Raw genomic sequence first — 25,967 nt, forward strand, 5'->3', positions numbered from 1 at the left:
CGTCGATCGAACCGACGCGCGTGAGGATACCCGGCACCGCGCGCCGCGCCGGCCCGCCGAGCCGGCCACCTGGGAAACCGCCGCGACGGTGCGGGTAGCCTCGTGCTGTGTACCGGTTCCTGCTCACGCCTCGCTGGCTGGGCATTCTCGCGCTGACCCTGGCCGCGGCCACGGTGATGGTGCTGCTCGGCAACTGGCAACTGAGTCGCTACCAGGAGCGGGCCGCGACCAACGAGCGGATCGACGAAACCGCGACGCTGGCGCCGATCCCCGTGGACCAGGTGCTGCCCCGGCCGGGTGGCGCGGCCGGCACGACCGGCCAGCCGCCGCCGGCCGACGCGGCCTGGACCCGGGTGACTGTCACCGGGCGGTACGACAGCACGAACGTGATCCTGATCCGCAGCCGTACCGTGGAGAGCCGGGTCGGCTTCGAGGTGCTCACCCCGCTGCGGCTGGCCGACGGAAGTGCCGTACTGGTGGACCGGGGCTGGCTCCCGCCCATCCCCGGCGGTAGCGCACTCGCCCGGCCCGAGGTTCCCGCCGCCCCCTCCGGTGAGGTGACGGTGGTGGGCCGGGTGCACCTGTCGGAGAGCAAGCCGGACGCGGTGACCCGGCGGGACGGCCGGCTCGAGACGCGACGGATCGCCGTACCCGCACTGGCCCGGGAGCTGCCGTACCCGGTCTACTCGGCGTACCTGCTGCTCGACGAGCAGACCCCGGCCGCCGACCCGGCCTTCTCCGCGATACCGATCCGGCACGAGAACGACTGGCAGAACGGCGGCTACGTCGTCCAGTGGTGGCTGTTCGCGGCGCTGACCCTGGTCGGCTTCGCCTGGGCGGCCCGCCGGGAGGCGCGCGGCGACACGCCGGCCGGCGACGACAACCGGGACCGAGCCAGCAACGACAACCGGGACCGAGCCAGCGACGACAACCGGGATCGCGCCAGCGACGACAAGCGGGGCCGGGCCGGGCCGGATCGGCGAGACCAGCCGGCCGCCGCACCGAGCCCCTGACTCTGCTGGCGGGCCGCTCGCTCCGGGGTCGGCCACCCGCGTCGGCGCCGCCGGGTTAAGGTCTGCGGGAACGGGCCGGGGTGGGCACTGGGGAGGAGCCGGCATGAGCGTGGACCCGACCGGAGCGCCGGACGTGCCTCCGCCGCCGACTGATCCGTGGCCGACCGACGCGGCTGTCTCGCCCGGGCATCCGCCGCCGCACACCCCGGACGAACCGCCGACACCGACACCGTCGTCGTCGGACTTTGCGCAGCAGTCCTATCCGGTCAGCGGTCAACCCCACCCGGTGCCGCCGCAGTTCCACCCGGGCTATCCGGGCGCGGCGCAGCCGGGCGGTACGGCGGCGTGGCCGGCCCCGGTCGTTTCGGAGCCGGTACTCGCACAGGTCGGCGAGATCGTGGTCACCTCGTCGACGGTACGCACCCCGAGCGGTGACCTTCCGCTGGCCGGTTCACAGTGGCACGTCGCGGACTACTGGCAGAGCGAACAGAAGACGCCGACCTGGGCGATCGTGCTGGCGGTGGTCGGCTTCTGCGTGCTGACCGTGTTCAGCCTGCTGTTCCTCCTCGTCAAGGAAACCGTGCACCGTGGGACGGTGCAGGTGACGGTGACCAGCGGGACGCGGCAGTACGTCGCCCGGATCCCGGTCACCGAACAGTTCCAGGTCCAGCAGATCCACCAGCAGGTCAACTACGTACGGTCGCTGGCCGCGATCTGACTACTGACTACTGACGACCACCGGTCAGGCGCCGTACCGGCGCTGCCGGCCGGCGTACGAGCGCAGGGCGCGCAGGAAGTCGACGTACCGGAAGCCGGGCCAGTACGCGTCACAGAAGTACAGCTCGGAGTAGGCCGCCTGCCAGAGCAGGAACCCGGACATCCGCTGCTCGCCGCTGGTACGGATGATCAGGTCAGGGTCGGGCCGCCCCTGGGTGTAGAGGTGCGCCGCGATGTCCTCGGCGGTAAGCCGCTCGGCCAGTTCCGTCGGGGTGGTACCGGCCTGGGCTGCCTGGTCCAGCAGCGAACGGATCGCGTCGACGACCTCGGCCCGGCCGTCGTAGCCGACCGCGATGGTGAGGTGGAACCCGGCACCGCGCTCGGCGGTCGCGTCCCGGGCCAGTTTCAGCGCGTGCCGGGTCGAGTCGGGCAGCATGTCGAGCCGTCCCGCGAGGTGCACCCGCCACCGGCCGGGGCGTTCGGCGAGCCGGGCGGCGACGATCCGCTCGACCACCTCCATCAGATACCGGACCTCGTCCGAGGGCCGTTTCCGCAGGTTGTCAGTTGAGGCAACGAAGATCGTCACATGTTCGATGCCGAGGTCGGCGCACCAGCCGAGCACCTCGTCGACGTGCTCGGCGCCGTACCGGTGACCGACGCTCGGGTCGTCGAAGCCCTGCTTCCGGGCCCATCGCCGGTTGCCGTCCATCACCATCGCCACGTGCCGGGGCAGCGAGCCGTTGACCAGTTGCGCCCGCAGGCGGCGAGCGTAAAGCCGGTAGATGGCGTTCCGGAAGATCATTGTCGAACGGTAGCAACCGTCGGCCAGTCGGGTGGACCCCGCGACTGCGCTCAGTCAGGACGGCGACCTGCGTGGATGGCCCGTACCGTGTCGATGGTGTCGGCCTCCGCCGCGCTCTTGTCGTCGCGGTAACGCAGCACCCGGGCAAATCGCAGCGCGACACCGCCCGGATAGCGCGGGCTGCTCTGCACTCCGTCGAAGGCGATCTCCACGACCTGTTCCGGGCGTACCCGGACCACCCAGTCGCCGCGCTCCACCGCCAACTCCTGGAACCGCTCGGTCTGCCAGCGCAGCAGTTCGTCGGTCAGCCCCTTGAAAGTCTTGCCGAGCATCACGAAACCGCCGGTCTCGGGATCGCGGGCGCCGAGGTGCAGGTTCGACAACCAGCCCTTGCGCCGGCCACTGCCCCACTCGACGGCGAGCACCACGAGGTCGAGAGTGTGCCTCGGCTTCACCTTGACCCAGGCGGCACCCCGCCGCCCCGCGTCGTATGCCGCGTCCGGTGCTTTGACCACGATGCCCTCGTGCCCCGCGTCGACCGCGGCGGCGAACGCCACCGACGCCTCCTCGACCGTGTCGACGGTGATCCGCTCGACGAGTTGCGCCGGCGAGACGGTGCGGGCCAGTGCCGCCCAGCGTTCGTGCCCGGGCGCGTCGAGCAGGTCGACGCCGTCCAGGTGCAGGATGTCGAAGAAGTACGGCGTGAGCACGACCCCACCGCTGGTGTTCGCCGCCGCGACCACCGACGGGGCGACGGGCATCGGACGCTCCGGGGCGGGGAGCTCTGCCGGCGCGGTTCCGGAGCTGCCGATCCGGGGTACCTCGGAGATGTCCACCGGCCCGACCGACCGGGCCGAACCGGCCGTCGACGGCGGGACCGGCGCTGCTCCGAAACTCCGGGTGCCGCCTCCGACGGCAGCTGCACCGTTACCAGCCTCCGGCTCGTCCGGTGTCCGGGCGGCCTCGTCCCGCACCGCACGGCGGGCTCCCCTGGTTGCCGCCCGGCTGGCGGTCTCCTGGAACGGTCGTGGCCGGCCGGACGGGTCGAGCGCGATCGCCTCACCGTCCAACACCAGCTCCCGGGCCGGCAGGGAGCGGACCGCCGCCACCACCTCGGGAACCCGTGTGGTGATCTCGTCGAGGCTGCGGGTGAAGACCGCGATGTCGTCGCCGGAGCGGTGCACCTGGATGCGGATGCCGTCGAGCTTCACGTCGACCACCGCCGGCAGCCCGACCGCCGTCAACGCCTCCTCGACCGATGCCGCACTCTGCGCCAACATCGGCGCCAGCGGCCGGCCGACCTGCAACGCGAACCCGGTCAGCGCGCCCGAGCCGCCGGTGAGCGCCGCCGCAGCGACCGTCTTCAGATCACCCGCGAGCAGCAGTGCCCGGCGGACCGTCGGCAACGGCACCTCGGCCGCCCGGGCGATCGCCTCGGTGAGCAGCCCGGCCTGGGCGCCCTGTCGCAGCTCGCCGCTGAACAGGCCGAGCAGCAGCCGCCGTTCGTCGACGGTGGCGGCGCCGAAGAGGGCCGCCAACAGGTCACGGCGGCGCTGCTGTGAACCCGGCCCAGGCACCTCGGCCAGCTCGGCTATCGCCGCGTCGACTGCGGCCACCGTCAGGGTCGGCTGCTCGGCCGCCGGCGGCAGCTCGCGGAGACTGGCGTAACCGACTCCGGTCTGCCGCTGGCGCAGCTCTCCGGCCAGATAGCCCGAGCCGGCGACGAGCTCCTCCGGGGCAAGGTTTCGCAGCGCCTCGGCGAGCAGCTCGACCTTGGCCCGCCGCCCAGAGGTGGCGGCGACAGCGGCGGAGGTGGCTGCCAGGTCAACGAAGCGCACGGCTCCATCCTGGCAGCCACCGCCGACAATTTTCCGGCCGGCGCGAGCCCATCCCCCAGCTGAGCTGGGTGGACGACTCAGACCGGCGCGGGCTCCTCGATGCGTAGGCCACGGGCACGCACGCTGTCGGCCACCCGGGCGAGGGCGGCGTCGAGCGCACAGAGAACGGTGGAAAGCTCGCCGAGCTGGTCCCGGAGCGCATCCTCGGACCACGCGGAGACGTCGACGTCCCGCAGCGCACTGACCGCGGCGTCAAGCCGCGCGATGGCCTCGTTCGTACTCATGTTCGAAATTCTACCGTCTCGGCGGTCCCTCCGGGCGCTTTCTCCGCTTTCTTCCCTCGGAACTCCACTCCTGAGACGACTGGGCTATCTTTCGGATACGGACATCCGTCCTCTGTCCACACTCCCCTCCAGCCAGACGCGGTCCGTTCCCGGATCCGGGCTCCGGCGAGACCCCCGGAGAATCATGACGAACGCCATCCTCCGCCCAGGCAGACGGCTCGGTGCGGCCGCCGCCGCAGTCCTCGCGGCGCTCGCCCTCACCGCCGCGCCCAGCCCCGCGCACGCCGCCGCGCAACCGCCCGCCGCCGCGCAGCCGCAGGCGCACGCTGCCGCGCAGCCGCAGTTGCAGATCTCCAGCGTCGTCGACGCGACGATCGACACCGCCGGCACCGCCATCGGTTTCCTCCTGCGCAACACCGGAGACGCGGCGGCCACCTCGATCAGCGCGCTCTACGACGCCCATCCCACCAGCAAAGACGTCATATTCGTGGTTCCGTCCGGCCCCGAGGGGTGCTACCAGTCCCGCAAGGCGGCGGAGTGCCCGCACGGCGACCTGGCACCAGGGCAGGAGCGGCTGGTCCAGCCGATCGTGCTGCGCAGTGCCCCGGACGCCCGACCCGGCCCGGCCGGCGTCATGCGGGTCAGCGTCTCGGGCCAGGGTCCCGACGGCACGGTCTCGGCGACGTACGAGCTTCCGGTGACCATCCGGGCCGCCGGCTCGGGCCTGGTCGCCGAGGTGGCGGATCTCGGCTCCGCACAGCAGCGGGTCGGCGGTGGCGATCAACGCCCCCTGAACGCCACCATCTTCAACTACGGCACCAGCAAGCTCCCCGGCTTCATCCTGAAGATCACCCTTCCGCCCGGGGCGACCTTCGTCGAGCGGTACGGAGACTGCGTCTACGACGACGACCTCCCGGGTGAGCCGCCCACGGGCTACGTCTACGGCCCGCAGCGGGTGACCTGCGAGATGCACCTGATCCTGGAACCCGGCAAGGGAATCGCCTTCTCCGACCCGGTCTCCGGCGACGCCGCGTTCAACATCGTCTTCGGCAAGAACCTGCCGGGTCCCGCCGAGCTGACCGGCCGGTTCGAGGCGGGCGTTCTGGACCAGCCGCTCCCCGAGGCTCAGCGTCGGGCGGGAGCACCGGCCGGACCGTCCCTGGCCGACAAGATCGCCGAACTACGTGCCAAGGCGGAACAACGCTCCAAGGCGGAACAACGGTCCAGCGGGGCGGAGCAGCGATCCGGGACGGAGCAGCCGGACGGGATCGGACAGCGGCGCACGCCGGGGCGGTTGCCGGGGCAGGCCCCGACCGGCCCCGCCGAGCAGACCCCGGCCGCCGCCGTGGCCGAGCCTCACATCGACGACTTCAGCATCTGGACCAAATCCAACACCCACGATCTAGAGGTACGGGCGACCGCTGTCACCGGTTCGGTAGGTGACACCGTGGAGGTGCCGTACACGGTCACCAACCACGGGCCGTCGGACGGTGCCGCCGCTTGGCGGATCGTCGCGCCGAGCGGCACCGTACTGCTGCCCAGCCAGTGGTGCACCTTCCGAGACGAGGACGGTGAAGCCGTCGCCGAACTGACCGAGGTCGAATGCGGCACCGAGAGTCAGTGGCCGGCGACCGCCTCCGGCGGGGGCGTGGTCTCGACGGTCGTACGGGTCAAAATCAAGTCGACACCGGGTACGAACGGCAAGATCACCATCCGCAGCCTCGGGCCCTCGAAGGAGACCGGCCCGAAGAGCAACTCCGCGCAGTTGGTGATCAACCCACCGGGTGGAGGTGGCGGCGCGGACGGTGACGACGGGCTCCCGATCACCGGAGTCCGGACCGGTCCCATCGCCGCCGTGGGTGGCGGCGCACTTCTCCTCGGTGCGGTACTGCTGCTGGTCGGTCGACGGCGACGGTCGACGGCGCCGCCATCCGCCGAGTAACCGACCGAAACGCCCGGCGGCAGGCACCACCGAGCAGAGCGCGCCCGGGGGCGTGACCGACCATCCGGTCCGTCCCCGGGCAGATCCGAATACAACCGCCTGGCAGATCCGATCCCGGCCGGCGGGCAGATCCGATTCTGCCCGCCGGGGTCGAACCCGGTCTCGGGCCAAGGTCAGCCCGGAGCCTGAGTCAGGTCAGGCGGCGGCCTCGGCGACCTTGGCCAGCAGCAGCGCCTCGGCCAGGCAGACCCGGGCGAACTCGCCCAGGTGCAGGCTCTCGTTCGGCCCGTGTGCCCGCGCGTGCGGGTCCTCGACGCCGGTCACCAGGATCGCCGCGTCCGGGAACATCCGACGGAACGTCTCGATGAACGGAATGGAGCCGCCCACCCCCATGTCCACCGGCTCGACGCCGTCCCAGGCGGTCCGGAAGGCGGCCCGGGCCGCGTCGTACATCGGGCCGGAGGCATCGATCACGCACGGCTCGCCGTCGTGTTCCAGGGTGACGGTGACGCTCGCGCCGTGCGGGGCGTACCGGTGCAGGTGCTCGGTCAGTGCGGCGTACGCCTTCGCGGCCTGGTCGCCCGGGGCCAGCCGTACGCTCAGCTTCGCCTTCGCCGACGGGACCAGCGCGTTCGGCGCCTCCGCCGTAGCCGGCGCGTCCAGCCCGATCACCGAGATCGCCGGCTTGTTCCAGAACCGGTCGGTCAACCGGCCGGTGCCGATGAACGAGACACCGTCGAGCATCCCGGCCTCGGTGCGCAGCCGCTCCTCCGGATAGTCGACGCTGGCCCCCGGCGTGCGGACCAGCCCTTCCACCGCCACGTCGCCGGCCGGGTCGTGCAGGGTGGCGAGGAGCTGGCAGAGCGTGGTCAGCGCGTCGGGTACGGCCCCGCCGAACATGCCGCTGTGCACCGCCTGGGAGAGGGTGCGCACCTCCACGAAGCAGTTGACGATGCCGCGCAGCGAGGTCGTCAACGCCGGTACGCCGATGTCCCAGTTGCCGGAGTCGGCGATCACGATCACGTCGGCGGTGAGCTCGTCCCGGTGCTCGGTGAGGATCCGCTCCAGCGAGTCGGAGCCGAACTCCTCCTCACCCTCGATGAAGAGCACCACGCCGACCGGGAGCGCGTCACCGAAGGCCCGCAGCGCGGCGACGTGGGCCAGCACGCCGGCCTTGTCGTCGGCGGCGCCACGGCCGTAGAGCCGACCGTCGCGCTCCACCGGCTCGAACGGGTCACTCTGCCAGAGGCTCAGGTCGCCCACCGGCTGCACGTCGTGGTGCGCGTACAGCATCACGGTCGGGGCGCCGGGCGGGGCGGGACGTCGACCGATCACCGCCGGCTGGCCGCCGGACCGGACCACCCGCACGTCCAGGGAGCAGCCGCGCAGCAGTTCGGCGACCGCCTCGGCGGAGCGTTCGACCTGGGAGTGGTCGAAGCCGTCGAAGGCGATGCCGGGGATCCGGACCAGCCGCTCCAGGTCGGCCCGTACGCCGGGTAGCTCACGCTCGATCGCGGCACGCAGTTCGGACTCGGTGCGGATAGTCGTGGTCATGACGATGATCGTATGCGCCGTCGGACGACCCTGATCGCTCGGAGTCCCCGGGCCGGGGACTCCGAGCGGTGTCACCACGCTCCCCCGCCGGGGGCTACCGGGCTCCCTCGCCGGGCGGTTCCGGCCCGTCGCCGTCCGCCCCGGCCCCGGTGCCCGGGCCGGTGGCGCCTGTCGGGCCCGGCTTGCCTGCTCGGCGGGTACGTCCGGCGGCCCGGGCGGCCGCCTCGCCCGCCGCGTTCACCCAGGAGCGGGCCCGACCGGCGCCGCCACCGGCCCACTCACCGAGGTCACTGGCGCCGTCGCCGAGCCGGCGCAGCAGTCCGACCAACGGGTCCTGGGAGCGCCCGAAAGCCTCCCGGTACGACTCGGCCGCAGCCTTGATCTCGGCGGACACCGAGGTCAGGTCGTCGTCCTCCCGGCGCGGATAGTCCCCACCTACCAACCGGGCGTACTCGCCGGAGTCGACCCACCTGCGCAGGTCAGCCGCCCGGGCCACCGGCACCGGGTGGGTACTCCAGGCGGTCATCCGGATCTTGTGCAGGCTGTCCCGGAGGTCACCGCCGCCGTCGTACTCCGATGCCTGCTCCAGGAAGGCGGCCGTGTCGATCTGGCTCAGGTCGCCACCCCCGGCCAGCTTCATCAGTACCCGCAGCGCCGCCGCCGGGTCCTGGCCGGCGAGCAACCCGGCCCGGTCGCCGGACAGTTCCGCCTTGCGCCACCATTCCAGCATCGCGGCGATGATCGCCCGGAGTGCGAGCGCGCCGACCGGCAGCCAGCTCAGGTTGGCGGCCCACCGGGTCAGAATGGTCAGGATGGTCTTGTAGACGGCGTGCCCGCTGCCCACGTGGCCCAGCTCGTGCCCGAGCAGGAAGCGCAGCTCGTCGTCGTCGAGTTGGTTGACGGCGGCCGAACTGATCACGATGAACGGCCGTTCCAGCCCGATCGCCTCACCGGTCAGCCACGGCGACTGGGTCACGAAGAGTTCCGGCAGCTCGGCCATGTCCAGCGCGGTACCCGCCTCGGCGTAGAGCCGGTAGACCCGCGAATACTGCCGGTGGTCGACCCGGATCGCGGCGGCCAGGTAGGAGAGCCGGAAGCCGCGCTCGTTCCACATCCCGAAGAACGCCTTGACCACGTCGTCGAAGCCGCGCAACTCACGCAGCGCGGTGAGCGCCCCACGGTCCGCCGGATGCTCCCAGGCCCGCGAGCTGATCCCGCCGAGTGTCACCCGACGCCGGGCCGGAGTGGGACTCGTACCGTCGGTCGTCATGCCGTCCCCCCGCCCACCGCTGCCTTGGCCTCTCCTGCCGATCGTGCCGCAGCGATCCTGATACGTCCATAAGCGGACCGGGTCAGTGCGTCACCGGAGCCGGACGAAGGCGGCACCGTCCAGCACCGAACCGGCGGCTCCGTCCACCACCAGGTCGGCCCGTTCGGCGGTACGGTCCGCGGCGAAGTGCGCCCGCTCACCGCGACGCCAGACCGTGAGCTGGGGTGCCAGCGCGGCGCCGTCCCGGGCCAGGGTACGGTCCCGGCACAGTCGGGCCGGTGCGGTCACGAAGACGGCGAGGGTCAGTTCGTCGGCGATCTCCGCGCGGGCACTGGAGACTCCTTCGACGATCACCACCGGGGCGGGCGGCACCACCGTCCAGTCCTGCCCGAACCGGCCACTGGTCCAGTCGTACCGGCGGTACCGTGCGGGTCGGCCGGCGCGCAGCGGACCGAGTACCCACCCCTCCAGGCGCGGCCAGAAGGTGAACTGGTCCGCCCAGCCGTCGAGCAGGTCGTCGGTCTGCACCACCGGTGCTCCCCGACCGTCCCCGAACGCGTCCGCCAGCCGGCTGGCGAAGACCGACTTACCAGCTCCGCTCGGCCCGTCGACGGCGACCAACCGGGTCCGCCCCAGTCGGGCCGGCCGGCGCAGGATCTGGGCCGCCAACTCGGCGTACGCCTCGACCACGGGTGACATCCGGCCGACCCTACTCCGCGCTGACCTGGGCCGGGAGACACTGATCCGGTGTTGGATCAGGAGCAGGGGGTGGCTGCGCTGCTGGCTCGCTCCCGTGCCGGGGTACGCCGCCTGACGCCGCTGGAGACGCTCGCGGCCGTACGGCGCGGGGCGTTGCTGGTGGACACCCGTACCGATCCGCAGCGGGCGGAGCAGGGCGAGCTGCCGGGCGCTCTGGTGATCGACCGCACCGTGTTGGAGTGGCGACTCGATCCGGCGAGCGGGTCGCGGATCCCGGAGGCGGTCGGCTACGACGTCGAGATCGTGGTGGTCTGCCGGCAGGGGTACAGCTCCAGCCTGGCGGCGGCCAGCCTCCGCGGCGTCGGCCTGTGGCGGGCGACGGACCTGATCGGCGGCTTCGAGGCGTGGCGGCGGGCCGGGCTGCCCTGTGCCGACGGACCGGCCGACGTGCGAAGGTGACTCCCGCCAGCCAGCAGCCGAACCGGACTGCTGCCCACCGGAACGCGCCGAGCAGAGGTGGCTAACCTTCCGGGACGCGCGGAGCCGGGACGGGTGCCGGAGGTGCGCCCGGCGGGACGAACGGCAACCCGGTCGGTGCTCCCTGCTCGACGAGCCGCCACAGGGCGGTGGTGTCGAGGTGTTCCTCCACCAGGTCGCCGAGGAGGTCCAGGGTTCGTTCCCGGGCCGCGGCGAACGAGGTGTCCGGGGCCACCTGGAAACCGTGTCGACCGGCCAGTCGGGCCACCTCGGTGAGGAAACGCCGACGGAACCCGTCGGAGGTGAAGGCGCCGTGCCAGTGGGTGCCGAAGAGGTGCCCGAGCGCGGCTCCCTCCGGTCGACCGTCCGAGTAGTGGATCAGCGGCGGAGGTGCCGGGTCGGCTGCGGAGACGTACCCGTGGTGGATCTCGTAGCCCTGGACCGGGACCGACCCGAACGCCGTGCCCGCCGAGCGGGTCACGGTCTTGGCGGCACCGAAGGTGATCTCGATGGGTAGCAGCCCGAGGCCGGCGACCCGGCCACGTCCACTCTCCACCTCGTCGTCGATGCTGCGGGCGAGCATCTGGAAGCCGCCGCAGATGCCGAGCAGCGGTCGCCCGGCGGCCACGTGTGTGCGCAGCACGTCATCCAGCCCGGTACGGCGCAGCCACTCCAGGTCCGCCACCGTCGACTTCGTCCCGGGCAGTACGACAAGATCGGCGGCGGCCACCTCGGCCGGCTCGACGGTCAACCGGACCCGTACCCCCGGCTCGGTGGCCAGCGCCTCCACGTCGGTGGCGTTGGAGACCCGGGGCAACCGGACCACCGCCACGTCCAGCCACTCGCCGCCCTTCGGCGGTGCCGGCCGGCCGAGCACCCGCCCGTAGGCGAGCGAGTCCTCGGCGTCCAGCCACAGGTCGACGTGCCACGGCAGCACCCCGTGGGTCGGCCGACCGGTGAGCTGGGTCAACATGTCGAGCCCGGGACGGAGCAGGTCCAGGTCGCCCCGGAACTTGTTGATCACGAAGCCGGCCACGAGTTCCTGGTCGGCGGCGTCCAGCAGGGCGACGGTGCCGAACATCGACGCGAAGACGCCACCCCGGTCGATGTCGCCGACCACGATCGTGGGCAGCCGGGCGTGCCGGGCCAGACCCATGTTCGTGTAGTCGCTGTCCCGAAGGTTGATCTCGGCAGGGCTGCCCGCTCCCTCGCAGACCACCACGTCGTACTCGGCACGCAGCTCGGCGAGCGCCTCGAAGGCAGCGGTCGCCAGCCGGGGACGGAGGGTACGGAAGTTGCTGGCGGTGACGGTGTCCACCGCCCTGCCGAGCAGCACCACCTGGCTCGACCGGTCACTGCCGGGCTTCAGCAGTACCGGATTGAACCGCAGGTCCGGCGAGACCCCGCAGGCGGCGGCCTGCATGGCCTGGGCGCGACCGATCTCCCCGCCCCGCCCGTCCGGCCCGATCACCACGGCCGAGTTGTTGGACATGTTCTGGGCCTTGAACGGCGCCACCCTGACCCCCTGCCGGTGCAGCCAGCGGCAGATACCGGCGGTGAGCACGCTCTTGCCGGCGTCCGAGGTGGTACCCGCGACCAGCAGTCCACCGCCCCCGGCTCTCGCCGCCCCGACCGAACTCGCCGTCCCGACCGAACTCGGCGCCCGGGCCGGAGCCGACGCCCGGGCCGGATTCGCCGGGCCCGCAGGGCTCACCGGTGTCACCGATCTGCCGCCTGGAGCGGCGTCGGGGACGACGGCTGGATCCGGGAGGACCGCACGCCCGGTCGTGCCACGACTCGTGCCACGACTCGTGCCAACCGGCGGGTCAGCCAGGCGGTCGTGACCCGACGCGGCCGGCCGGTCGCCGCATACGCCACCGTGACGCCGAGCGCGGCGAGCCCGACCGCGCCGGAGAGCCGGGCGGCCCGGTCGATGTGCCGCGCCTCGGGCCGAGGGCCGTCCCCGAGGTAGGGCCGGACCTCGGATCGTCCGAAGTAGACGTTACGGCCGCCCAGCCGGACCCCCAACGCACCCGCCATCGCCGCCTCGCACTGCCCGGCGTTCGGGCTGGGATGGTCGGCCCGGTCGCGCCGCCAGACGTGCCAGGCGCGCCTCCGATCTCCCCTGACCAGTGGAGCGACGGCGATGGTGAGCAGCCCGGTCAGCCGGGAGGGCACCAGGTTGAGCAGGTCGTCGAGGCGGGCGGCGGCGGTGCCGAACCGGGCGTACCGCTCGGACCGGTGCCCGACCATCGCGTCCAGGGTGTTCGCCGCCCGGTAGCCGAGCAGACCGGGCAGTCCCGCCACCGCACCCCAGACCAGCGGCGCGACGACCGCGTCCGAGGTGTTCTCCGCCACCGACTCGACTGTGGCCCGGGCGAGTTCGGGCTCGTCCAGCGCGGCCGGGTCGCGCCCGCAGAGGTGGCCCAGCCGTTGCCGTGCCGCCGGCAGGTCTGCCCGGCGAAGTGCCTGGCTCATCACCGTGGCCTCCCGGCGCAGCGTCCGTCCGCCGAGCACCGTCCAGGTGGCGGCGGCGACCAGCGCCGCGCGGGCCAACGGTCGCTGCCGGGTGGCGACCGCCGCGGCTGTGCCGAGCACCACTGGTACGCCGACCGCCAGCGCCGCGAACCCGGCTCCGGAGGTACGCCGGGGCTGGTACAACCGCCGTTCCAGTACCGTCGCGAACTGCCCGAACCCGGCGACCGGATGCCCCCGTCGCGGGTCCCCGAGGAGCGCGTCGAGTGCGTAGCCGGCGGCCAGCCCGGCGGCGTTCGCCGAAGCGCTGCCCAGCCATCCCGACACCGCGCCCCGGCTGCCGGTCCGGCTCGCCCCGCCAGGCCGCGTCCCGCAGCGCCGGCCCGCCCGGTCGGCGGTTCCCGACGACCTGCCGTCGGTTTCCGACAACCCGCTGTCTGGCCGCACGGTGACCACCTCCCCCGCCGGAGCCTAGCCCGGCCGTTCGGTAGCCGATCAACACCTCGGCACCGACAATCGGCGCGTCGCGTCGCACAGGTCTGACCAGGGCCTCTCTCGATGCGGAAACCGGCGGACAGATGCGCCGACGCGGGCTCGTCGCCTCACCGGATAGGGTCGCGGACGGACCCGCGACTGCGGGGGTACCCGGCCGGGCGGCCCCACGGCACCAGACACCCCGGCACAATCGGCCGACGGGAGGCGTTAGTGCTGGCCATCGATGTGCCCATCGAGGAGGTCCGATGACCAGTGTGACGACCGCCACCGAGGGATCAGCCGGCGGATCGACTGCCGCCGACCAAGCCACCAAGGCCGGGCAAGGCGGGGCCGACCGAGCCACCGGGACCGGCCAGGAGGCCGGCGCCGACACGGCGACGGGTACCGGCCGGGCCGGACAAGGCGGCGCTGGCGGCGGGCTGAACCGGCTGCCGTCGCTGACCGGATTGCGGTGGGTTGCCGCGATGCTGGTCTTCGGCTTTCACATCGGCACCATGCAGATCGTCGCCGAGCCCGACTATCGCCAGATCGTCGACTGGGTCTTCACGCTCGGCCTCTCCGGGGTGCAGTTCTTCTTCATCCTGAGCGGGTTCGTGCTGGTCTGGTCCGCCCGGCCCGGCGACACGAAGCGCGCGTTCTGGCGGCGCAGGGCCGCGAAGATCTACCCGAACCACCTCGTCACCTGGGCCGTGGTCATCGCCCTCGGCCTGTATTGGGCCGATCCCATCAACATCAAGGCGGCGCTGGCCAACCTGTTCCTGGTGCAGGCCTGGATCCCGGTCGACGGCTATTTCTACAGCGTCAACAACGTCAGCTGGTCGCTCGCCTGCGAGATGTTCTTCTACTTCTCGCTGCCTTTCGTCCTTCCGCTGATCCGCCGGATGCCTGCCTGGCAGCTCTACGCCGTCGTCATCGCCATGCCACTGCTCATCACGGCGATGTGGCCGGCCCAGCAACTGCTTCCGGAGACCGTCCGCTGGTGGTTCACCCAGATCTTCCCGGTCGTACGCTCCTTCGAGTTCTGGATGGGAGTCGCCGCCGCCGAACTCATGCTCCGGGGGAAGTGGCGAGGGCCGGGGCTGCTCGTCTCCACCGGTCTCTTCGTCGCGATCTGGGTGGCGTCGATGGAGTGGATCCGCGCCGAACTCTGGACCACCGTGCTCGCCTTCGGCTACGTACTGGTGATCGCGAGTGCGGCCAGGGCGGACACCACCGGTCGCTGGTCGCCGTGGCGGTCCCGACCCCTGGTCTGGCTCGGTGAGGTGTCGTTCGCGTTCTATCTGGTCCATGTCTTCCTGATCAAGGCCATCTTCCGTTTCGCCGGTCACAGCGGCGGGTTCACCGGGTGGCAGGGGCCGGCCGTCTCGTTCGCCCTGCTGCTGGTGAGCCTGGTCGCCGCCTGGTTGCTCTTCCGGTTCGTCGAGACACCGATGATGCGTCTGCTCAATCCTCGGCGCCGGCCTCGCCCCACAGCCCCGCCGCCCAGCGTCGTACGTCAGCGGCAGCCGCACCAACCCGGTCGGCCGGCTTCGGAGTCCGCCGGGCCGGCGCAGGAGTGGACCGAGCAGGCGGGATCGGCGAGCCAGGCGAACCGGGTGGTGCCGTCACCCCGACGCGACCAGGAGTCCGTCGTGAATCACGACAGCCGTTGAAGTTGAGGTAGCTGTTCACCCGGCCACCGATGTCCCCAGGCGGGTGGGGAGATCGGCCGGTGCCAACGACCGACCTCCCCACCCTCGGTCAGCCCGGACGGCGGTCCGGAGGCAACCAACCGCCTCGATCCGGGCGACCTCGGTCCGGCGAACTATCGGGCCGGACCGCCGGACCAGGCATGGTGAGGTCGGACCCCTTTCCGACGACCGGAGTGCCTGGACCGGATGTGTGAGGTGTTCAGACGGACGCCGGCAGTCGGCCACGGCCACGTCGGCCACGACCAGCGCCGCCGGCCTTGCCGAGGTCTGTGGTGTCGTCGTCGTCGGAGTCCCGGAACTCCTGCTCGTCGTCCCCATCGTTGGTGCCCGGTGTGCTCTCGTCGCCTCCGACCTCGGCCGCGTCGATGCCGTCCAGCCCGAAATCCCGGTCGTCGAAGTGACCGGCAGGCAGCTCGACCGAATCGAAGTCCTGACCCGGTGGAACGGGCAGGCCCCGGTAGTCGTCGTCGTCGAACGGACGTTCGTCGGGCAGCACCGGCGCTTCCTCGGACGGGACGGACTCGGTGGTTTCGCCGTGCACCCGCGCCTCGGCCTCGGCCTCCTCCATCGAGGAGGTCGCCACCGAGGGTCGGTTCCGCGCGAACCGCCCTCTTCCCCGGGACAGGTCGTGACCGACGGCCACCGCCTCCAACTCGTACATGGTCCGGTGGTTGCCCGCGTCGTCGGTCCAGTCCCGGGTGTACAGCCGGCCGACCACCACGACCGGGTCGCCGACCATCACCGAGGCGGCGACCCCCTCGGCCAGCTTTCGCCAGCAGTTGACCCTGACGCGCAGGCTGTTGCCGTCTACCCACCGACCGCTCTCCCGGTCGAGGCGACGAGCGGTCGAGGCCACCTTGAAGTTGGCCACCAGCGTGCCGCTCTGGGTGGTACGCCGCCATTCTGGAGCGGTAAGCACATTACCGACAATCGTTACGTAAGTGTCGAACATCGTCCCTCCACAGGGATCCGGTTGTTCCCGTCCGAGCCGACTCGACGGACAGCCTCGCCGCCGTACCCGCTGACTCGCGACCGTGGCCGCCACCCCTGTGGACAACCCGCCGCCCTGTGGAAAACGCCCTGATCAAGGACCAATCTGGTATTGCCGAGTAGCGTCAGGAAGGTGGAACCGGATCTACTCGGACCGCCCTACGAGCGGCAGACGATCGATCTCGGCCGCGACGCGGAGGGACCGGTGGTGGCCACCCTGGTCCGGCGGCGAGCCACCCGGCCGACCGACCGGGCCGTGCTCTACGTGCACGGCTTCGTCGACTACTTCTTCCAGACCCACCTGGCGGACTTCTTCGTCGAGCAGGGCTGGCACTTCTACGCGCTCGACCTGCGCAAGCACGGGCGCAGCCTGCTGCCGCACCAGACGCCGAACTTCTGCCACGACGTCACGGAGTACTTCCCGGAACTCGACGCGGCGGCCCGGATCATCCGCGAGACGGACGGCAACCGCACGCTGCTGGTCAACGGACACTCGACCGGCGGCCTGGTCACCGCGCTCTGGGCACACGCGCGCAGATCCGCCGGCATCGTCGACGGGCTCTTCCTGAACAGCCCGTTCTTCGACCTCAACCTGCCCTGGCTGGTCCGCCGGCCGGCCCTGGCGATGCTCGCGCGGGTCAGCCACCGGATGCCCTACCGGACCGTCCCCCGCCGGCTCTCCGCCGTGTACGGCCACAGCCTGCACGCCGAGCACAGAGGCGAATGGACCTACGATCTCACCTGGAAACCAGTAGGCGGTTTCCCGGTCCGGGTCGGCTGGCTCGCCGCGATCCGGCAGGCGCAACGGCAACTGCGAGCCGGGCTGGAGATCCCGGTACCGGTGCTGGTGAGCATCTCCGACCGCAGCTTCCGGGGCCGGACCTGGCACGAGTCCGCCACCGGATCGGATGCCGTACTCGACGTCGAACACATCGCCCGGTGGGCGCCGAAGCTCGGCCGGCACGTGACACTGATCCGGTTCGACGGCGCCCTGCACGACCTCACCCTGTCCGGGCCGGCGGTGCGTCAGCGGGTGTTCACCGAGTTGGCCCGTTGGGCCTCGGCCTACGTCGTTTCGAGCCCCGCACCGGCGGCCGCTCCGGCCAGTCCGTCGTCCCGCCGTCCCCCGACGACCGCTGCCGGGGCACCCGGTACGGAGCCGACTCCGGCCCCGAGGCAGCCCGCCAGCGACCCCGTTCGGGCTCGGATTCCGCCTCCCGGTCCCGATCAGGCTCCGCACGAGGGGCGTCGTGCCAGCGAGCCCGTCCCGCCCCCGACGCCGGACGGGGATCGTCCCGCCACCGGTCCGGCTCCGGTCCGGCCTCCGGCTCCGGCCGCGGTTCAGCCCGTCGCCGTCCCGGCGCCGGCCCCGGCCTCGACTCCCGGTACGGCTCCGGCTCCCGGTATGGCTCCGGCTCCGGCTCCTCCCAGCGGTCCGGCTGCGGTTCCGCCTCCGGCGTCGTCCGATACGGCGACCAGCCGCCCTGCCGCCACACCAGCAGCTCGCGACTGAGCAGATTCTGGTCGCCCGCGAAGAAGATCCGGTCCACCGCCCGCCGTACCTTCTCCATGCCCGGCCGGGACGCCGTACCAGTGACGATCACCACGTCCCTGGCCGGTACACCGACGACCAGCTCGCCCGGCACGGAGCGCTCCAGGTCCTCCCAGACCTCGGCGGCGAGCAACACCGTGGATTCCAGCCCGCCGAACGAGAGCATCGGCGCGGGTGGCTGCCCGTCGATCCGCAGCCGGGGCAGCAGCCGGTAGAGATTGTCGACGGCCACCTGCCGCAGCTCGGCCTGGCTGATCTCCAGCTCGTCAAGGTCATCCCAGGTGACCAGGCGATTACCGTACGGCGGCCCGAACGAGTAGCCGACGTCGAGGTCCTGGGTGAAGTCTTCGAGCAGGTGGTTCTCGCCGTACCTGGTGTCTTCGGTCGAGACCAGGAGCGGCAGAAACATTGCGCTCGTCAACTGCACGCTTCGAAACCTAGTATGTGCTGGCCAGATCGTCACGTCCTCGTCGGGGCGCTGTCCCGGCAACGGTAACCTGCGAGGGCACACGACCACGTCCCCCGCGCGCCCGTAGCTCAGCGGATAGAGCAGCTGCCTTCTAAGCAGTTGGTCGCAGGTTCGAATCCTGCCGGGCGCACCTCCGGGAGGGCCCAGCCCAGAGCGAAGATCTGAGCCGGGCTCCCGATCACTTCTCCTTCCACTTCCGTCTCCGGTGCCGCGCTGGGATCAGCAGGTCATCACCGACCCGCCCCGCTGCCACGACCAGCTCCGTCGGGTCGAAACTTTCTTTCTTGACACGTCACAAGATCGATGGTTACCTACGTAATGGCGTTCTAATCGAGCGTCATCTACCTCTTGCCCCCGGAGGAGAGCCATGCCACATCCCCGGAGAACCCGCCCGCTCGCGGCGCTGGCCGGCACTTTCGCCGCCGTCCTGGCCGTCTCACCGGCACTCGCCACCCCCGTGGCCGCACCGGTCCCCGCCAGCAACACGTGGAGCGCCGACCTGGCCGTCATCGACTCCGACGACGTCAACGTCCGGTGGACCGGTGGCGGGCTCGGCCTGGCCGATCCGGGGCACCTCCCGGCGGGGCAGCGCCGTGCCGTCGCCGAAGGCATGCTCGTCGTCACGCCACACCAGCTCGCCGTCCCGGCCAACCGGGTCCGGGCCGAGATCGCCGCGAGCCCCCGCCAAGGCGGCGCGGTAGAGGTCGAGGCGCGTGGCTGGCAATCGGACGGCTGGACCGAGTGGCGGGCCGCCGGTGACGAGGCCGTCTTCGACCAGCCGGTGACCCAGGTGCAGATCCGGGTCGTCCTCACGGCGGAGCGGCCGTCCGCCGTGCCCTCCCTGCGGGCGGTCCGGCTCACCGCCGACTCGGTCGCCATCACCACGGCCGCCACCCCCGGCCTCACCTACCGGGTCTACGCCACCCGGGAAGGGCTGGTCGGCGGCACCACCGCCAACGGTCACGTGATCGTGTCGCGGGACCACTTCGTCGCGCTGCCCTCCCGCCGGGGCCTCTCGCCGAAGAACACCGGGGACTACACCGTGCGGGTCTGCACCACCACCGGCAGCCGCTGCGAGTACGCGCCGGTGTGGGACGTCGGTCCGTGGAACACCAAGGACGACTACTGGAACCCGAGCACCACCAGGGAGATGTGGAAGGACCTGCCACAGGGCAGGCCCGAGGCACAGGCGGCGTACCAGAACGGCTACAACGGTGGCCGGGACCAGTTCGGGCGTACCGTGGGAAACCCCGCCGGTATCGACCTCGCCGACGGCACGTTCTGGGACGGCCTGCTGCTGACCAACAACGCCTGGGTGGACGTGGCCTACCTGTGGACCGGCACCGGCACCCGGGGCCGGATCGGCAGCGGTCCGCTGAACATTCGCTCCGGCGCCAGCACCAGTAACCCGGTCGTCGGCCTCGCCGCCACCTACGCCAACGTACCGATCGAGTGCTCGGTCACCGGTCAGTCGATCAGCGGCCCGTACCGCACCACGACCCAGTGGAACCGTCTCGCGACCGGGCACTTCATCAGCCACGCGTACGTCTCCAGCGTGACCGGGACCATCTCCCCCTGCTGAACCAGGAGCGCCAGGCGGCGCGCGAGCGACCGCGATGGCCGGCCGTGGCGGCGGGTGTCCACAAGCCACCCGCCGCCCGGTTCTGCGTCACCCCAGCCAAGCCGCGGGCATCGACCAATGGACCCGCATCGACGACGAGATCCGCAGGGATTCCGCCGACGGCTGAAGACCTCCGCTGACAGCGTAAGCTGTCGCTTCCCGCCGTTGGCCGTCACTAGGTTTGCTGGCATGACTGACGTTGCCGACACGACCGACCTGCACATCCCACAGGCTCGCGGCGGGGAACAGCCGCACGGCACCCTCGACGACTCGGTCTACAGCCGGCTGTTGCGGGAGCGCATCATCTTCCTCGGCAGCGAGGTCACCGACGAGCTGGCCAACCGGATCTGTGCCCAACTCCTGCTGCTCGCCGCCGAGGACGCGGAGCGGGACATCACCCTCTGGATCAACTCGCCGGGCGGGTCGGTCTTCGCCGGCATGGCGATCTACGACACGATGCAGTTCATCGACAACGACGTCTCGACCGTGGCGATGGGCATGGCCGGTTCGATGGGACAGTTCCTGCTCTGCGCGGGTACCCCCGGCAAGCGGTACGCGCTGCCGCACGCCCGGATCATCATGCACCAGCCGTCCGGCGGATTGGGCGGCACCGCGGCCGACATCGCGATCCAGGCGGAGCAGATGCTGCACACCAAGCAGATGCTGCTGGAGATGATCGCCCAGCACACCGGGCAGACCTACGAACAGGTCGTCCGGGACGCCGACCGGGACCGCTGGTTCACCGCGACCGAGGCCAGGGAGTACGGCTTCATCGACCAGGTGGTGAGCGGCGCCAGCCGCGCCGTCGAGTCCGCGGGTACGCCCAGTTGATCTTGACGGACCGACGGATCTGGACGGGCGGACGACACCCGTCCTGGTCCGAATTTGGTTGTTCGTGTCGTAGCCCGGCACTAGCGTCGCGGCGTGCGGATCCGTGAGTTCACCGAGACCGACTGGTCCCGGGTGTGGCCGATCGTCCGGGACGTCGTCCGGGCGCAGGAGACGTTCACCTACGACCCTCTGATGACGGCGGAGCAGGGGCACGACATCTGGATCGAGTCGACCCCGGGGCTGACCGTGGTGGCGGTCGACGAGGACCGACTGCTCGGTACCGCCAAGATGGGGCCGAACCGGCCAGGTCCGGGCGGCCACGTTGCGACCGCCAGTTTCATGGTCGCCGCCGATGCCCGGGGACGCGGCGTCGGGACGGCGCTGTGCCGGTACGCCCTGGACTGGGCGAGGCGGCACGGGTACGCCGGCATGCAGTTCAACGCCGTCGCGGAGTCGAACCACCAGGCCGTGGCGCTCTACCGGCGACTCGGATTCGACGTGCTGGGTACGGTGCCGGGCGCCTTCGCCCACCCGACCCTGGGCCGGGTCGGCCTGCACGTGATGTACCAGGAATTCTCCGGCCCGGGAACGCCGGTTGCGGAGTTGTCCAACGAGGACGCCCGGGTGCCGTGAGGGCTGCGGGAGTCGGTCCGCCCTAGCGGGAACGCGAACGGGGGCGGGCGGGCCGGCTCTCCGCGCCGTCGGCGTGCTGGTCCGATGGCGTGCCGTCGCTGGCGTACCGGGCGGGTGGTGTCCCGACGGCGGCGGTGAACTCCCGCACCAGGTGCGCCTGGTCGTAGTAGCCGAGATCGGCGGCGAGCGCCGCCCAGTCGACCGGCCCGCCCTCGGTGGCCCGCAGTGCCGCCTCCTGGAGGCGACAGCGCCGGACGACCCAGCCCGGGCTCACCCCGACCCAGTCGGCGAATAGGCGTTGCAGGGCGCGTACCCGCAGGCCGAGACGGTCGGCGAGGTCGGTCACCCGCAGGATCGAGCGGTCCGCCTCGACGAGCCGGACTGCCCGCTCCACGGTCAGCACCGCCGGGTCCGGTCGGTCCGGCATGATCGCGACCAGCGCCCGGTCCAGCAGCGGGCCGGCCGCGTCGAGATCGGCGGCGGCGGTCACGGCGGCGGCCAGTCCGGCGGTGTCGAGCCCCGGCAGCACCGAGGCCGGGACCGGCCCCTCGGCCACCGGGCGGCCCAGGAACGCGGCGAGGCCACCGGCGGTGAAACGAACCCCGACCACCCGCCCCTGCCCGGCGAGGACCCGGTCGAAGCGGCGCCGGGGCGGCCCGTAGAGCCAGGCCCTTCCCTCCTCGACGGTCAGGTGTGCCGAGGCGTGCGGCAGGGTCGACTGCCGATGGGCGGGCCGGCCGCGCAGGTCCCAGTAGACCGACCAGTACCAGGCGACGTACGGGAGCAGTTCCGGGGCGGGCGCCCGTCGGCGCAGCGACTCGACACCGGCCGGCGCGGTACGGAGTACTCCCCGCCGGTCGTCGAGGTCACGCTCCATTCGACCCAGGGTACGACCGCCGGCAGGGAAGCTGTGACGCGAATTTCCAATCCACTGTCGGGGGGCCGCCCTACGATTCCGGCATGACGCAACAGACCGAGACCGCCCCTGCTCCGGGCACGGAGCCCGCCCTCGTCCCAGGCGCCGAGTTCACCGCCGAGTTCGACGTGACCGGATGGGACGAGCAGCCCTACGACGAGCCGGCCGAGGGCGGCACGTTGGCCCGGGTGACGGTGCGGAAGGCGTTCCGGGGCGCGATCGAGGGGACCAGCGTCGCCGAGTTGTTGACCGCCGCCAACCGCGGATACGTGGCGACGGAGCGCTTCACCGGCAGTATCGGCGGACGGCACGGGACGGTGGTCTTCCAGCACGCCGGCCTGGACGTCGAGCCTCCGCGTACCTTCGGACACGTCGTACCGGAGACCGGGACCGGTGAGCTGACCGGCCTGACCGGGACGATCGCCTACCGGCACGACGAGTCCGGGCACAGCGTCCGGCTGGTGCTCGGCTGACTCCGCACCTGGCCGGTACGGCACGGGCCGGGCGGGTTGCCCGGCCTGGCGGAGTTGACCGACACGGCGGCACCCCGGGAGAGTGGTTCGATGACGGGCCGAGCCGACGAGGTACGTGACGGTGTCTCGCTGACCAACCTCGACCAGCCGCTCTTCGACGGGGCTGACGCGACCAAGCGGGACCTGGTGGACTATCTCGACGAGGTCCGCACCCCGTTGATCGGCCAACTGCGGGACCGGCCGCTCTCGGTGATCCGGGTGCTCCGGGGCCAGCAGCCGTTCATGCAGAAGAACGTCCCCCGCTACACCCCCTCGTGGGTCTCGACAGTGACACTGTGGGCGGAGGCGTCCCACCGCGAGGTGGCGTACGCCCTCTGCAACGACAGGCGCACGCTGTTGTGGTTCGGCAACCAGCGGGCCGTGGAATACCACCCCACCCTGGTCACCGCCGAGCGGCGGGACCGCCCCACCCATCTGGTGCTGGATCTCGACCCACCGGCCCCCGACACGTTTCCACTGGTCGTGAGCGCCGCCCAGCTCGTCCGACAGGTGCTCGACGAGACAGGGTTGTCCGGAGTGGTGAAGACCAGCGGGGCGAAGGGCGTGCACGTCTTCGTACCTGTCGACGAGGAGGCAGCGATCGAGGACGTGGCCGCCGCGACCCGGGCGCTGGCTGCCCGGGCGGAACGGCTGGATCCGGCGCTCGCGACGACCGCCTTCATCCGGGAGGACCGGGGCGGCCGGGTCTTCGTCGACTCGACCCGCTCCGGCGGCGCGACGGTGGTCTCGGCGTACAGTCCTCGGCTCCGGCCGGGGGTGCCGGTGTCGTTCCCGGTGCCGTGGGAGGAGCTGGATCGGGTCACCCCGGCCGACTTCACCATGCGTACCGTGCCGGGCCTGCTGGCCGGGCGCGATCCGTGGGCCGAGCGGATGCCGGAGCCGCAGCGGCTCCCCGCCGATCTGATCGCTGAGGGGCACACCATTCCGATCGCCCGGGTGCAGGCGATGCACGAGGGGAAGCGCCGGGCCCGCGCCCGCCGCGCCGCCGAGGCGGACTGAGAACCGGTCGCCAGCGCGATCAGGCAAGGCACAGGAGGAGCGGACCGGGTCAGGCCGGGGCGTAGTAGGAGACGACGGCCGGCTGGCCGGTGTAGTTGGGACCCGCCCGGTCGTCGGCACCGAGATAGCGGTACGGCAACGAGAGCGCGACCGGCCCGGTCCGGCTGATCCGCCGTCGTCTCGGGTCGACGGTGAACCCGGCAGACCGCAGCGCCGTACTCAGCCGGCGTCCGGCGGCTCTTCCGTCGGGCAGCCGCACGCTGTTCAGGTCGAGGTCGGCGACGAACCGGCCGTCGTCGACGAGCCAGCCGGCGGTCCGGGCCAGCATGCCGAGCTTGTCGCCGACGTAGTGCAGCCCGTGCACACAGGTGATCAGGTCGTACCGGCGTGGCGGGGTCCAGGTGCCGATCGGGGCACAGACCAGGTGCGGCGCGGCGGCGCCGGGTGGGCTCCGGTCGAAGTAGTCGACCAGGTCGACGCCGGTGACCGTCACCCGGTCGGCCAGGCCGGCCCGATGCAGTCGTCGCGCGGCCTGGACGAGCGCCCGGCCGCTGCCGCAGCAGAGGTCGAGCCAGGCCACCGGTGGGACGCCCGGCTGGTCCGCATTGTCGGGCCGGACCCGGGCGACGAGCCAGTCCAGCGGGTGGAAGCCGAGTTCCCTGGTGTAACTGTTGACGCCGTCGAGCTGGCGCTCCCGGTTCATCGCCGAGTTCGCCACCACGCCTGACGACGCCAGCGTCTCGTCGTCGAGTAGTCCGCCCATGGCGAGACACTCTCGCAGAGCGCCTCCCCGCCCGGCATCCGGACCGGACGGGGACACGACGATCGACGCGCCGTGGTCCGCCCAGCGCGTCGATCGTCGTCCCGGTGACGGTGCCGCGATGGCCGCCCGGGTGCCGGGTCAGTTCGGCTGCCGGCGCCAGGCCGGCCAGGCCGCGAGGGTGACGGCACGCAGGAAGAACTCGGCCGGCCCGTACCGGTGGGTGGCGAGCCAGCGTGCGCTGACCAGGAGTTGGAGCAGGAAGATCGCGACGGCCACGAGTACGGCGGTCAGCGGCGAGACGTGGCCGACGAGTCCGAAGCCCCAGCCGGTGAAGAGGATCGCACAGATCGCCGACTGACCCAGGTAGTTGCTCAGCGCCATTTGCCCGGCCGGTGCGAGTACGGCGGCCAGGCGCTGCCCCGGCCGGGTACGGAAGAACTCCAGCAGGGTGCTGGCGTAGGCGGCGCTGAGCAGTGGCGCGGTCAGCGCCGTGACCGCCACGGCGAACATGTTCAACTCGGCGGTGCCGCCGGTGATGGCCAATACCATCCCGCCGGCCAGCCCGACCGGGTATCCGACGTACTGGATGATCCGCAGCGCGCGCCGGTGCCGGCCGGCGTCGGCGAGCACCTGCCGCTTGCCGGCGGCCAGGCCGACCAGGAACGCGGCCATCGCCAGCGGCCCCTGGAAGCCGGCGAGCGCGCCGAGCATCTGCGGCATCGCGCGGAGGTGCTCGGCGATCACCGAGCCGGGGTCGCCGCGCAACGCCTCGGTGGACTGCTGCCCGGCGGCGATCGCGGCCGCCTCGTCCGGGGCGAAGACCGCGCCGGAGAGCGCCGACACCGCCATGACGAGCGCGACAGTTCCGGTGAGTATCCCGGCGACGATCAGCGCGGTCCGGGGCCGGATGCCGCGTACGGCGAGCAGGATCAGCCCGAGCACGGCGTACAGGGTGAGGATGTCGCCGTGGAACAGCAGTACGGCGTGCCCGACGCCGATCACGAACAGTCCGGCCAGCCGGCGGAGGAACCGGGGTACGAAGGCGGCGCCCTGCCGGGCGGCGGAGTCGAACTGCAACGTGAAGCTGTAGCCGAACAGGAACGCGAAGAGCAGGTAGAACTTCAGCTCGAACAGCAGCGAGACGATCCAGCGCACGCCCTGGTCGAGTCCGGAGGAGAAGGCCGGGTCGTCGATGCCGTGCCACGGGTAGGCCGTGGCGAAGAAGGCGATGTTGATTACCAGGATGCCGAACAGCGCGAAGCTGCGCAGTGCGTCGACGTCGCCGAGACGACGGACGGTGGAGCCTGGCGACGGGGGTACGGCCGGACGGGTGGGGTCGAGGCTCTGGATTGGACGACTCATGGCCAGGACTATACGAACGTCTTATACATCTGTCTATGACG

General features: G+C 71.7%; 22 protein-coding genes, 1 tRNA gene and 1 pseudogene. 12 read left to right on the forward strand and 12 right to left on the reverse strand.

Translation table 11 applies throughout. From position 1 onward, the window contains the following. The first annotated feature begins 107 nt into the window (after positions 1-107). Positions 108-1,013: an SURF1 family cytochrome oxidase biogenesis protein gene (locus CLT71_RS15175; protein ID WP_101367682.1), complete on the forward strand. Its 906-nt coding sequence runs from the start codon at positions 108-110 to the stop codon at positions 1,011-1,013. Positions 1,014-1,116: 103 nt separating this feature from the next. Then, positions 1,117-1,731 carry a hypothetical protein gene (locus tag CLT71_RS37480; RefSeq protein ID WP_199187603.1) on the forward strand — a complete coding sequence of 205 codons (615 nt, stop codon included), beginning with the start codon at positions 1,117-1,119 and terminating at the stop codon, positions 1,729-1,731. A gap of 24 nt (positions 1,732-1,755) precedes the next feature. On the opposite strand, the gene uppS is transcribed toward CLT71_RS37480, so the two are convergent. The 3 genes from uppS to CLT71_RS15195 all read right to left on the reverse strand — a co-directional run bounded on the left by uppS (position 1,756) and on the right by CLT71_RS15195 (position 4,654). After that, positions 1,756-2,532: a polyprenyl diphosphate synthase gene (gene uppS / locus CLT71_RS15185; protein WP_101367683.1), complete on the reverse strand. Its 777-nt coding sequence runs from the start codon at positions 2,530-2,532 to the stop codon at positions 1,756-1,758. A 50-nt stretch (positions 2,533-2,582) separates the two neighbouring features. Continuing rightward, positions 2,583-4,370, reverse strand: a complete 1,788-nt coding sequence (locus CLT71_RS15190) for an ATP-dependent DNA ligase (protein WP_101367684.1) — start codon at positions 4,368-4,370, stop codon at positions 2,583-2,585. 77 nt (positions 4,371-4,447) lie between these two features. Continuing rightward, entirely contained in the window at positions 4,448-4,654 is a 207-nt protein-coding gene (locus CLT71_RS15195; protein ID WP_101367685.1) for a hypothetical protein, read from the reverse strand. Positions 4,655-4,838: 184 nt separating this feature from the next. Between CLT71_RS15195 and CLT71_RS15200 the strand changes: the two genes are divergently transcribed. Beyond that, a complete protein-coding gene (locus CLT71_RS15200) occupies positions 4,839-6,596 on the forward strand; it encodes a hypothetical protein (protein ID WP_101367686.1) in 1,758 nt (585 codons plus the stop codon). Between the two features lie 195 nt (positions 6,597-6,791). On the opposite strand, the gene CLT71_RS15205 is transcribed toward CLT71_RS15200, so the two are convergent. The 3 genes from CLT71_RS15205 to CLT71_RS15215 form a co-directional block, all read right to left on the reverse strand. Further along, complete coding sequence (locus tag CLT71_RS15205) at positions 6,792-8,150, reverse strand: dipeptidase (protein WP_101367687.1); 1,359 nt, start codon at positions 8,148-8,150, stop codon at positions 6,792-6,794. Positions 8,151-8,244: 94 nt separating this feature from the next. Then, positions 8,245-9,420: a M48 family metallopeptidase gene (locus CLT71_RS15210; RefSeq protein ID WP_101367688.1), complete on the reverse strand. Its 1,176-nt coding sequence runs from the start codon at positions 9,418-9,420 to the stop codon at positions 8,245-8,247. Positions 9,421-9,510: 90 nt separating this feature from the next. Continuing rightward, on the reverse strand, positions 9,511-10,119 hold the full coding sequence (locus tag CLT71_RS15215) for a nucleoside/nucleotide kinase family protein (RefSeq protein ID WP_101367689.1): 609 nt from the start codon (positions 10,117-10,119) through the stop codon (positions 9,511-9,513). Positions 10,120-10,167: 48 nt separating this feature from the next. Here CLT71_RS15215 and CLT71_RS15220 point away from each other — a divergent pair, with 48 nt between their 5' ends. Further along, positions 10,168-10,578: a rhodanese-like domain-containing protein gene (locus tag CLT71_RS15220; protein WP_199187604.1), complete on the forward strand. Its 411-nt coding sequence runs from the start codon at positions 10,168-10,170 to the stop codon at positions 10,576-10,578. Positions 10,579-10,639: 61 nt separating this feature from the next. Here CLT71_RS15220 and CLT71_RS15225 read toward each other — a convergent pair whose 3' ends face one another. Together CLT71_RS15225 and CLT71_RS15230 are read right to left on the reverse strand one after the other, a co-directional pair. Continuing rightward, positions 10,640-12,199, reverse strand: coding sequence for a cobyric acid synthase (locus CLT71_RS15225; RefSeq protein WP_101371470.1), 1,560 nt, complete (start codon positions 12,197-12,199; stop codon positions 10,640-10,642). A gap of 116 nt (positions 12,200-12,315) precedes the next feature. Continuing rightward, positions 12,316-13,398: a cobalamin biosynthesis protein gene (locus CLT71_RS15230; protein WP_486483277.1), complete on the reverse strand. Its 1,083-nt coding sequence runs from the start codon at positions 13,396-13,398 to the stop codon at positions 12,316-12,318. A gap of 413 nt (positions 13,399-13,811) precedes the next feature. Here CLT71_RS15230 and CLT71_RS15235 point away from each other — a divergent pair, with 413 nt between their 5' ends. Beyond that, on the forward strand, positions 13,812-15,218 hold the full coding sequence (locus tag CLT71_RS15235; protein ID WP_101367690.1) for an acyltransferase family protein: 1,407 nt from the start codon (positions 13,812-13,814) through the stop codon (positions 15,216-15,218). A 238-nt stretch (positions 15,219-15,456) separates the two neighbouring features. Here the strand turns inward: CLT71_RS15235 and ssb are convergent, their stop codons facing one another. Beyond that, a complete protein-coding gene (gene ssb, locus CLT71_RS15240; RefSeq protein ID WP_101367691.1) occupies positions 15,457-16,209 on the reverse strand; it encodes a single-stranded DNA-binding protein in 753 nt (250 codons plus the stop codon). A gap of 171 nt (positions 16,210-16,380) precedes the next feature. Here ssb and CLT71_RS15245 point away from each other — a divergent pair. The 5 genes and pseudogenes from CLT71_RS15245 to CLT71_RS15270 form a co-directional block, all read left to right on the forward strand. Continuing rightward, positions 16,381-17,397: pseudogene (locus CLT71_RS15245) on the forward strand (alpha/beta hydrolase); the annotation flags it as partial. Positions 17,398-18,325: 928 nt separating this feature from the next. After that, positions 18,326-18,398 (forward strand) — tRNA-Arg (locus CLT71_RS15255). A gap of 237 nt (positions 18,399-18,635) precedes the next feature. Continuing rightward, on the forward strand, positions 18,636-19,850 hold the full coding sequence (locus CLT71_RS15260) for a hypothetical protein (RefSeq protein WP_101367693.1): 1,215 nt from the start codon (positions 18,636-18,638) through the stop codon (positions 19,848-19,850). A gap of 228 nt (positions 19,851-20,078) precedes the next feature. Beyond that, positions 20,079-20,720: an ATP-dependent Clp protease proteolytic subunit gene (locus CLT71_RS15265; protein WP_101367694.1), complete on the forward strand. Its 642-nt coding sequence runs from the start codon at positions 20,079-20,081 to the stop codon at positions 20,718-20,720. Between the two features lie 93 nt (positions 20,721-20,813). Beyond that, positions 20,814-21,353 carry a GNAT family N-acetyltransferase gene (locus CLT71_RS15270; RefSeq protein WP_101367695.1) on the forward strand — a complete coding sequence of 180 codons (540 nt, stop codon included), beginning with the start codon at positions 20,814-20,816 and terminating at the stop codon, positions 21,351-21,353. 22 nt (positions 21,354-21,375) lie between these two features. Here CLT71_RS15270 and CLT71_RS15275 read toward each other — a convergent pair whose 3' ends face one another. Beyond that, on the reverse strand, positions 21,376-22,230 hold the full coding sequence (locus CLT71_RS15275; protein WP_101367696.1) for a helix-turn-helix domain-containing protein: 855 nt from the start codon (positions 22,228-22,230) through the stop codon (positions 21,376-21,378). Between the two features lie 83 nt (positions 22,231-22,313). Here CLT71_RS15275 and CLT71_RS15280 point away from each other — a divergent pair, with 83 nt between their 5' ends. Both CLT71_RS15280 and ligD read left to right on the forward strand, forming a co-directional pair. Further along, on the forward strand, positions 22,314-22,742 hold the full coding sequence (locus CLT71_RS15280) for a DUF3224 domain-containing protein (RefSeq protein WP_101367697.1): 429 nt from the start codon (positions 22,314-22,316) through the stop codon (positions 22,740-22,742). A 90-nt stretch (positions 22,743-22,832) separates the two neighbouring features. Continuing rightward, positions 22,833-23,801, forward strand: coding sequence for a non-homologous end-joining DNA ligase (ligD, locus tag CLT71_RS15285; protein WP_101371472.1), 969 nt, complete (start codon positions 22,833-22,835; stop codon positions 23,799-23,801). Between the two features lie 49 nt (positions 23,802-23,850). On the opposite strand, the gene CLT71_RS15290 is transcribed toward ligD, so the two are convergent. Next, on the reverse strand, positions 23,851-24,564 hold the full coding sequence (locus CLT71_RS15290) for a methyltransferase domain-containing protein (RefSeq protein WP_101367698.1): 714 nt from the start codon (positions 24,562-24,564) through the stop codon (positions 23,851-23,853). Between the two features lie 138 nt (positions 24,565-24,702). Beyond that, a complete protein-coding gene (locus CLT71_RS15295) occupies positions 24,703-25,926 on the reverse strand; it encodes a DUF418 domain-containing protein (RefSeq protein WP_101367699.1) in 1,224 nt (407 codons plus the stop codon). Positions 25,927-25,967 lie beyond the last annotated feature (41 nt).

The sequence above is a fragment of the Plantactinospora sp. CNZ320 genome, assembly GCF_002846275.1.

What these genes read in the sequence shown, in the direction of transcription:
- CLT71_RS15235 (WP_101367690.1), top strand. Translation starts at nt 13,812, where the DNA reads ATGACCAGTGTGACGACCGCCACCGAGGGATCAGCCGGCGGATCGACT.
- ligD (WP_101371472.1), top strand. Translation starts at nt 22,833, where the DNA reads ATGACGGGCCGAGCCGACGAGGTACGTGACGGTGTCTCGCTGACCAAC.
- CLT71_RS15195 (WP_101367685.1), bottom strand. Translation starts at nt 4,654, where the DNA reads ATGAGTACGAACGAGGCCATCGCGCGGCTTGACGCCGCGGTCAGTGCG.
- CLT71_RS15280 (WP_101367697.1), top strand. Translation starts at nt 22,314, where the DNA reads ATGACGCAACAGACCGAGACCGCCCCTGCTCCGGGCACGGAGCCCGCC.
- uppS (WP_101367683.1), bottom strand. Translation starts at nt 2,532, where the DNA reads ATGATCTTCCGGAACGCCATCTACCGGCTTTACGCTCGCCGCCTGCGG.
- CLT71_RS15260 (WP_101367693.1), top strand. Translation starts at nt 18,636, where the DNA reads ATGCCACATCCCCGGAGAACCCGCCCGCTCGCGGCGCTGGCCGGCACT.
- CLT71_RS37480 (WP_199187603.1), top strand. Translation starts at nt 1,117, where the DNA reads ATGAGCGTGGACCCGACCGGAGCGCCGGACGTGCCTCCGCCGCCGACT.
- ssb (WP_101367691.1), bottom strand. Translation starts at nt 16,209, where the DNA reads ATGTTCGACACTTACGTAACGATTGTCGGTAATGTGCTTACCGCTCCA.
- CLT71_RS15265 (WP_101367694.1), top strand. Translation starts at nt 20,079, where the DNA reads ATGACTGACGTTGCCGACACGACCGACCTGCACATCCCACAGGCTCGC.
- CLT71_RS15210 (WP_101367688.1), bottom strand. Translation starts at nt 9,420, where the DNA reads ATGACGACCGACGGTACGAGTCCCACTCCGGCCCGGCGTCGGGTGACA.
- CLT71_RS15205 (WP_101367687.1), bottom strand. Translation starts at nt 8,150, where the DNA reads ATGACCACGACTATCCGCACCGAGTCCGAACTGCGTGCCGCGATCGAG.
- CLT71_RS15200 (WP_101367686.1), top strand. Translation starts at nt 4,839, where the DNA reads ATGACGAACGCCATCCTCCGCCCAGGCAGACGGCTCGGTGCGGCCGCC.
- CLT71_RS15275 (WP_101367696.1), bottom strand. Translation starts at nt 22,230, where the DNA reads ATGGAGCGTGACCTCGACGACCGGCGGGGAGTACTCCGTACCGCGCCG.
- CLT71_RS15295 (WP_101367699.1), bottom strand. Translation starts at nt 25,926, where the DNA reads ATGAGTCGTCCAATCCAGAGCCTCGACCCCACCCGTCCGGCCGTACCC.
- CLT71_RS15215 (WP_101367689.1), bottom strand. Translation starts at nt 10,119, where the DNA reads ATGTCACCCGTGGTCGAGGCGTACGCCGAGTTGGCGGCCCAGATCCTG.
- CLT71_RS15290 (WP_101367698.1), bottom strand. Translation starts at nt 24,564, where the DNA reads ATGGGCGGACTACTCGACGACGAGACGCTGGCGTCGTCAGGCGTGGTG.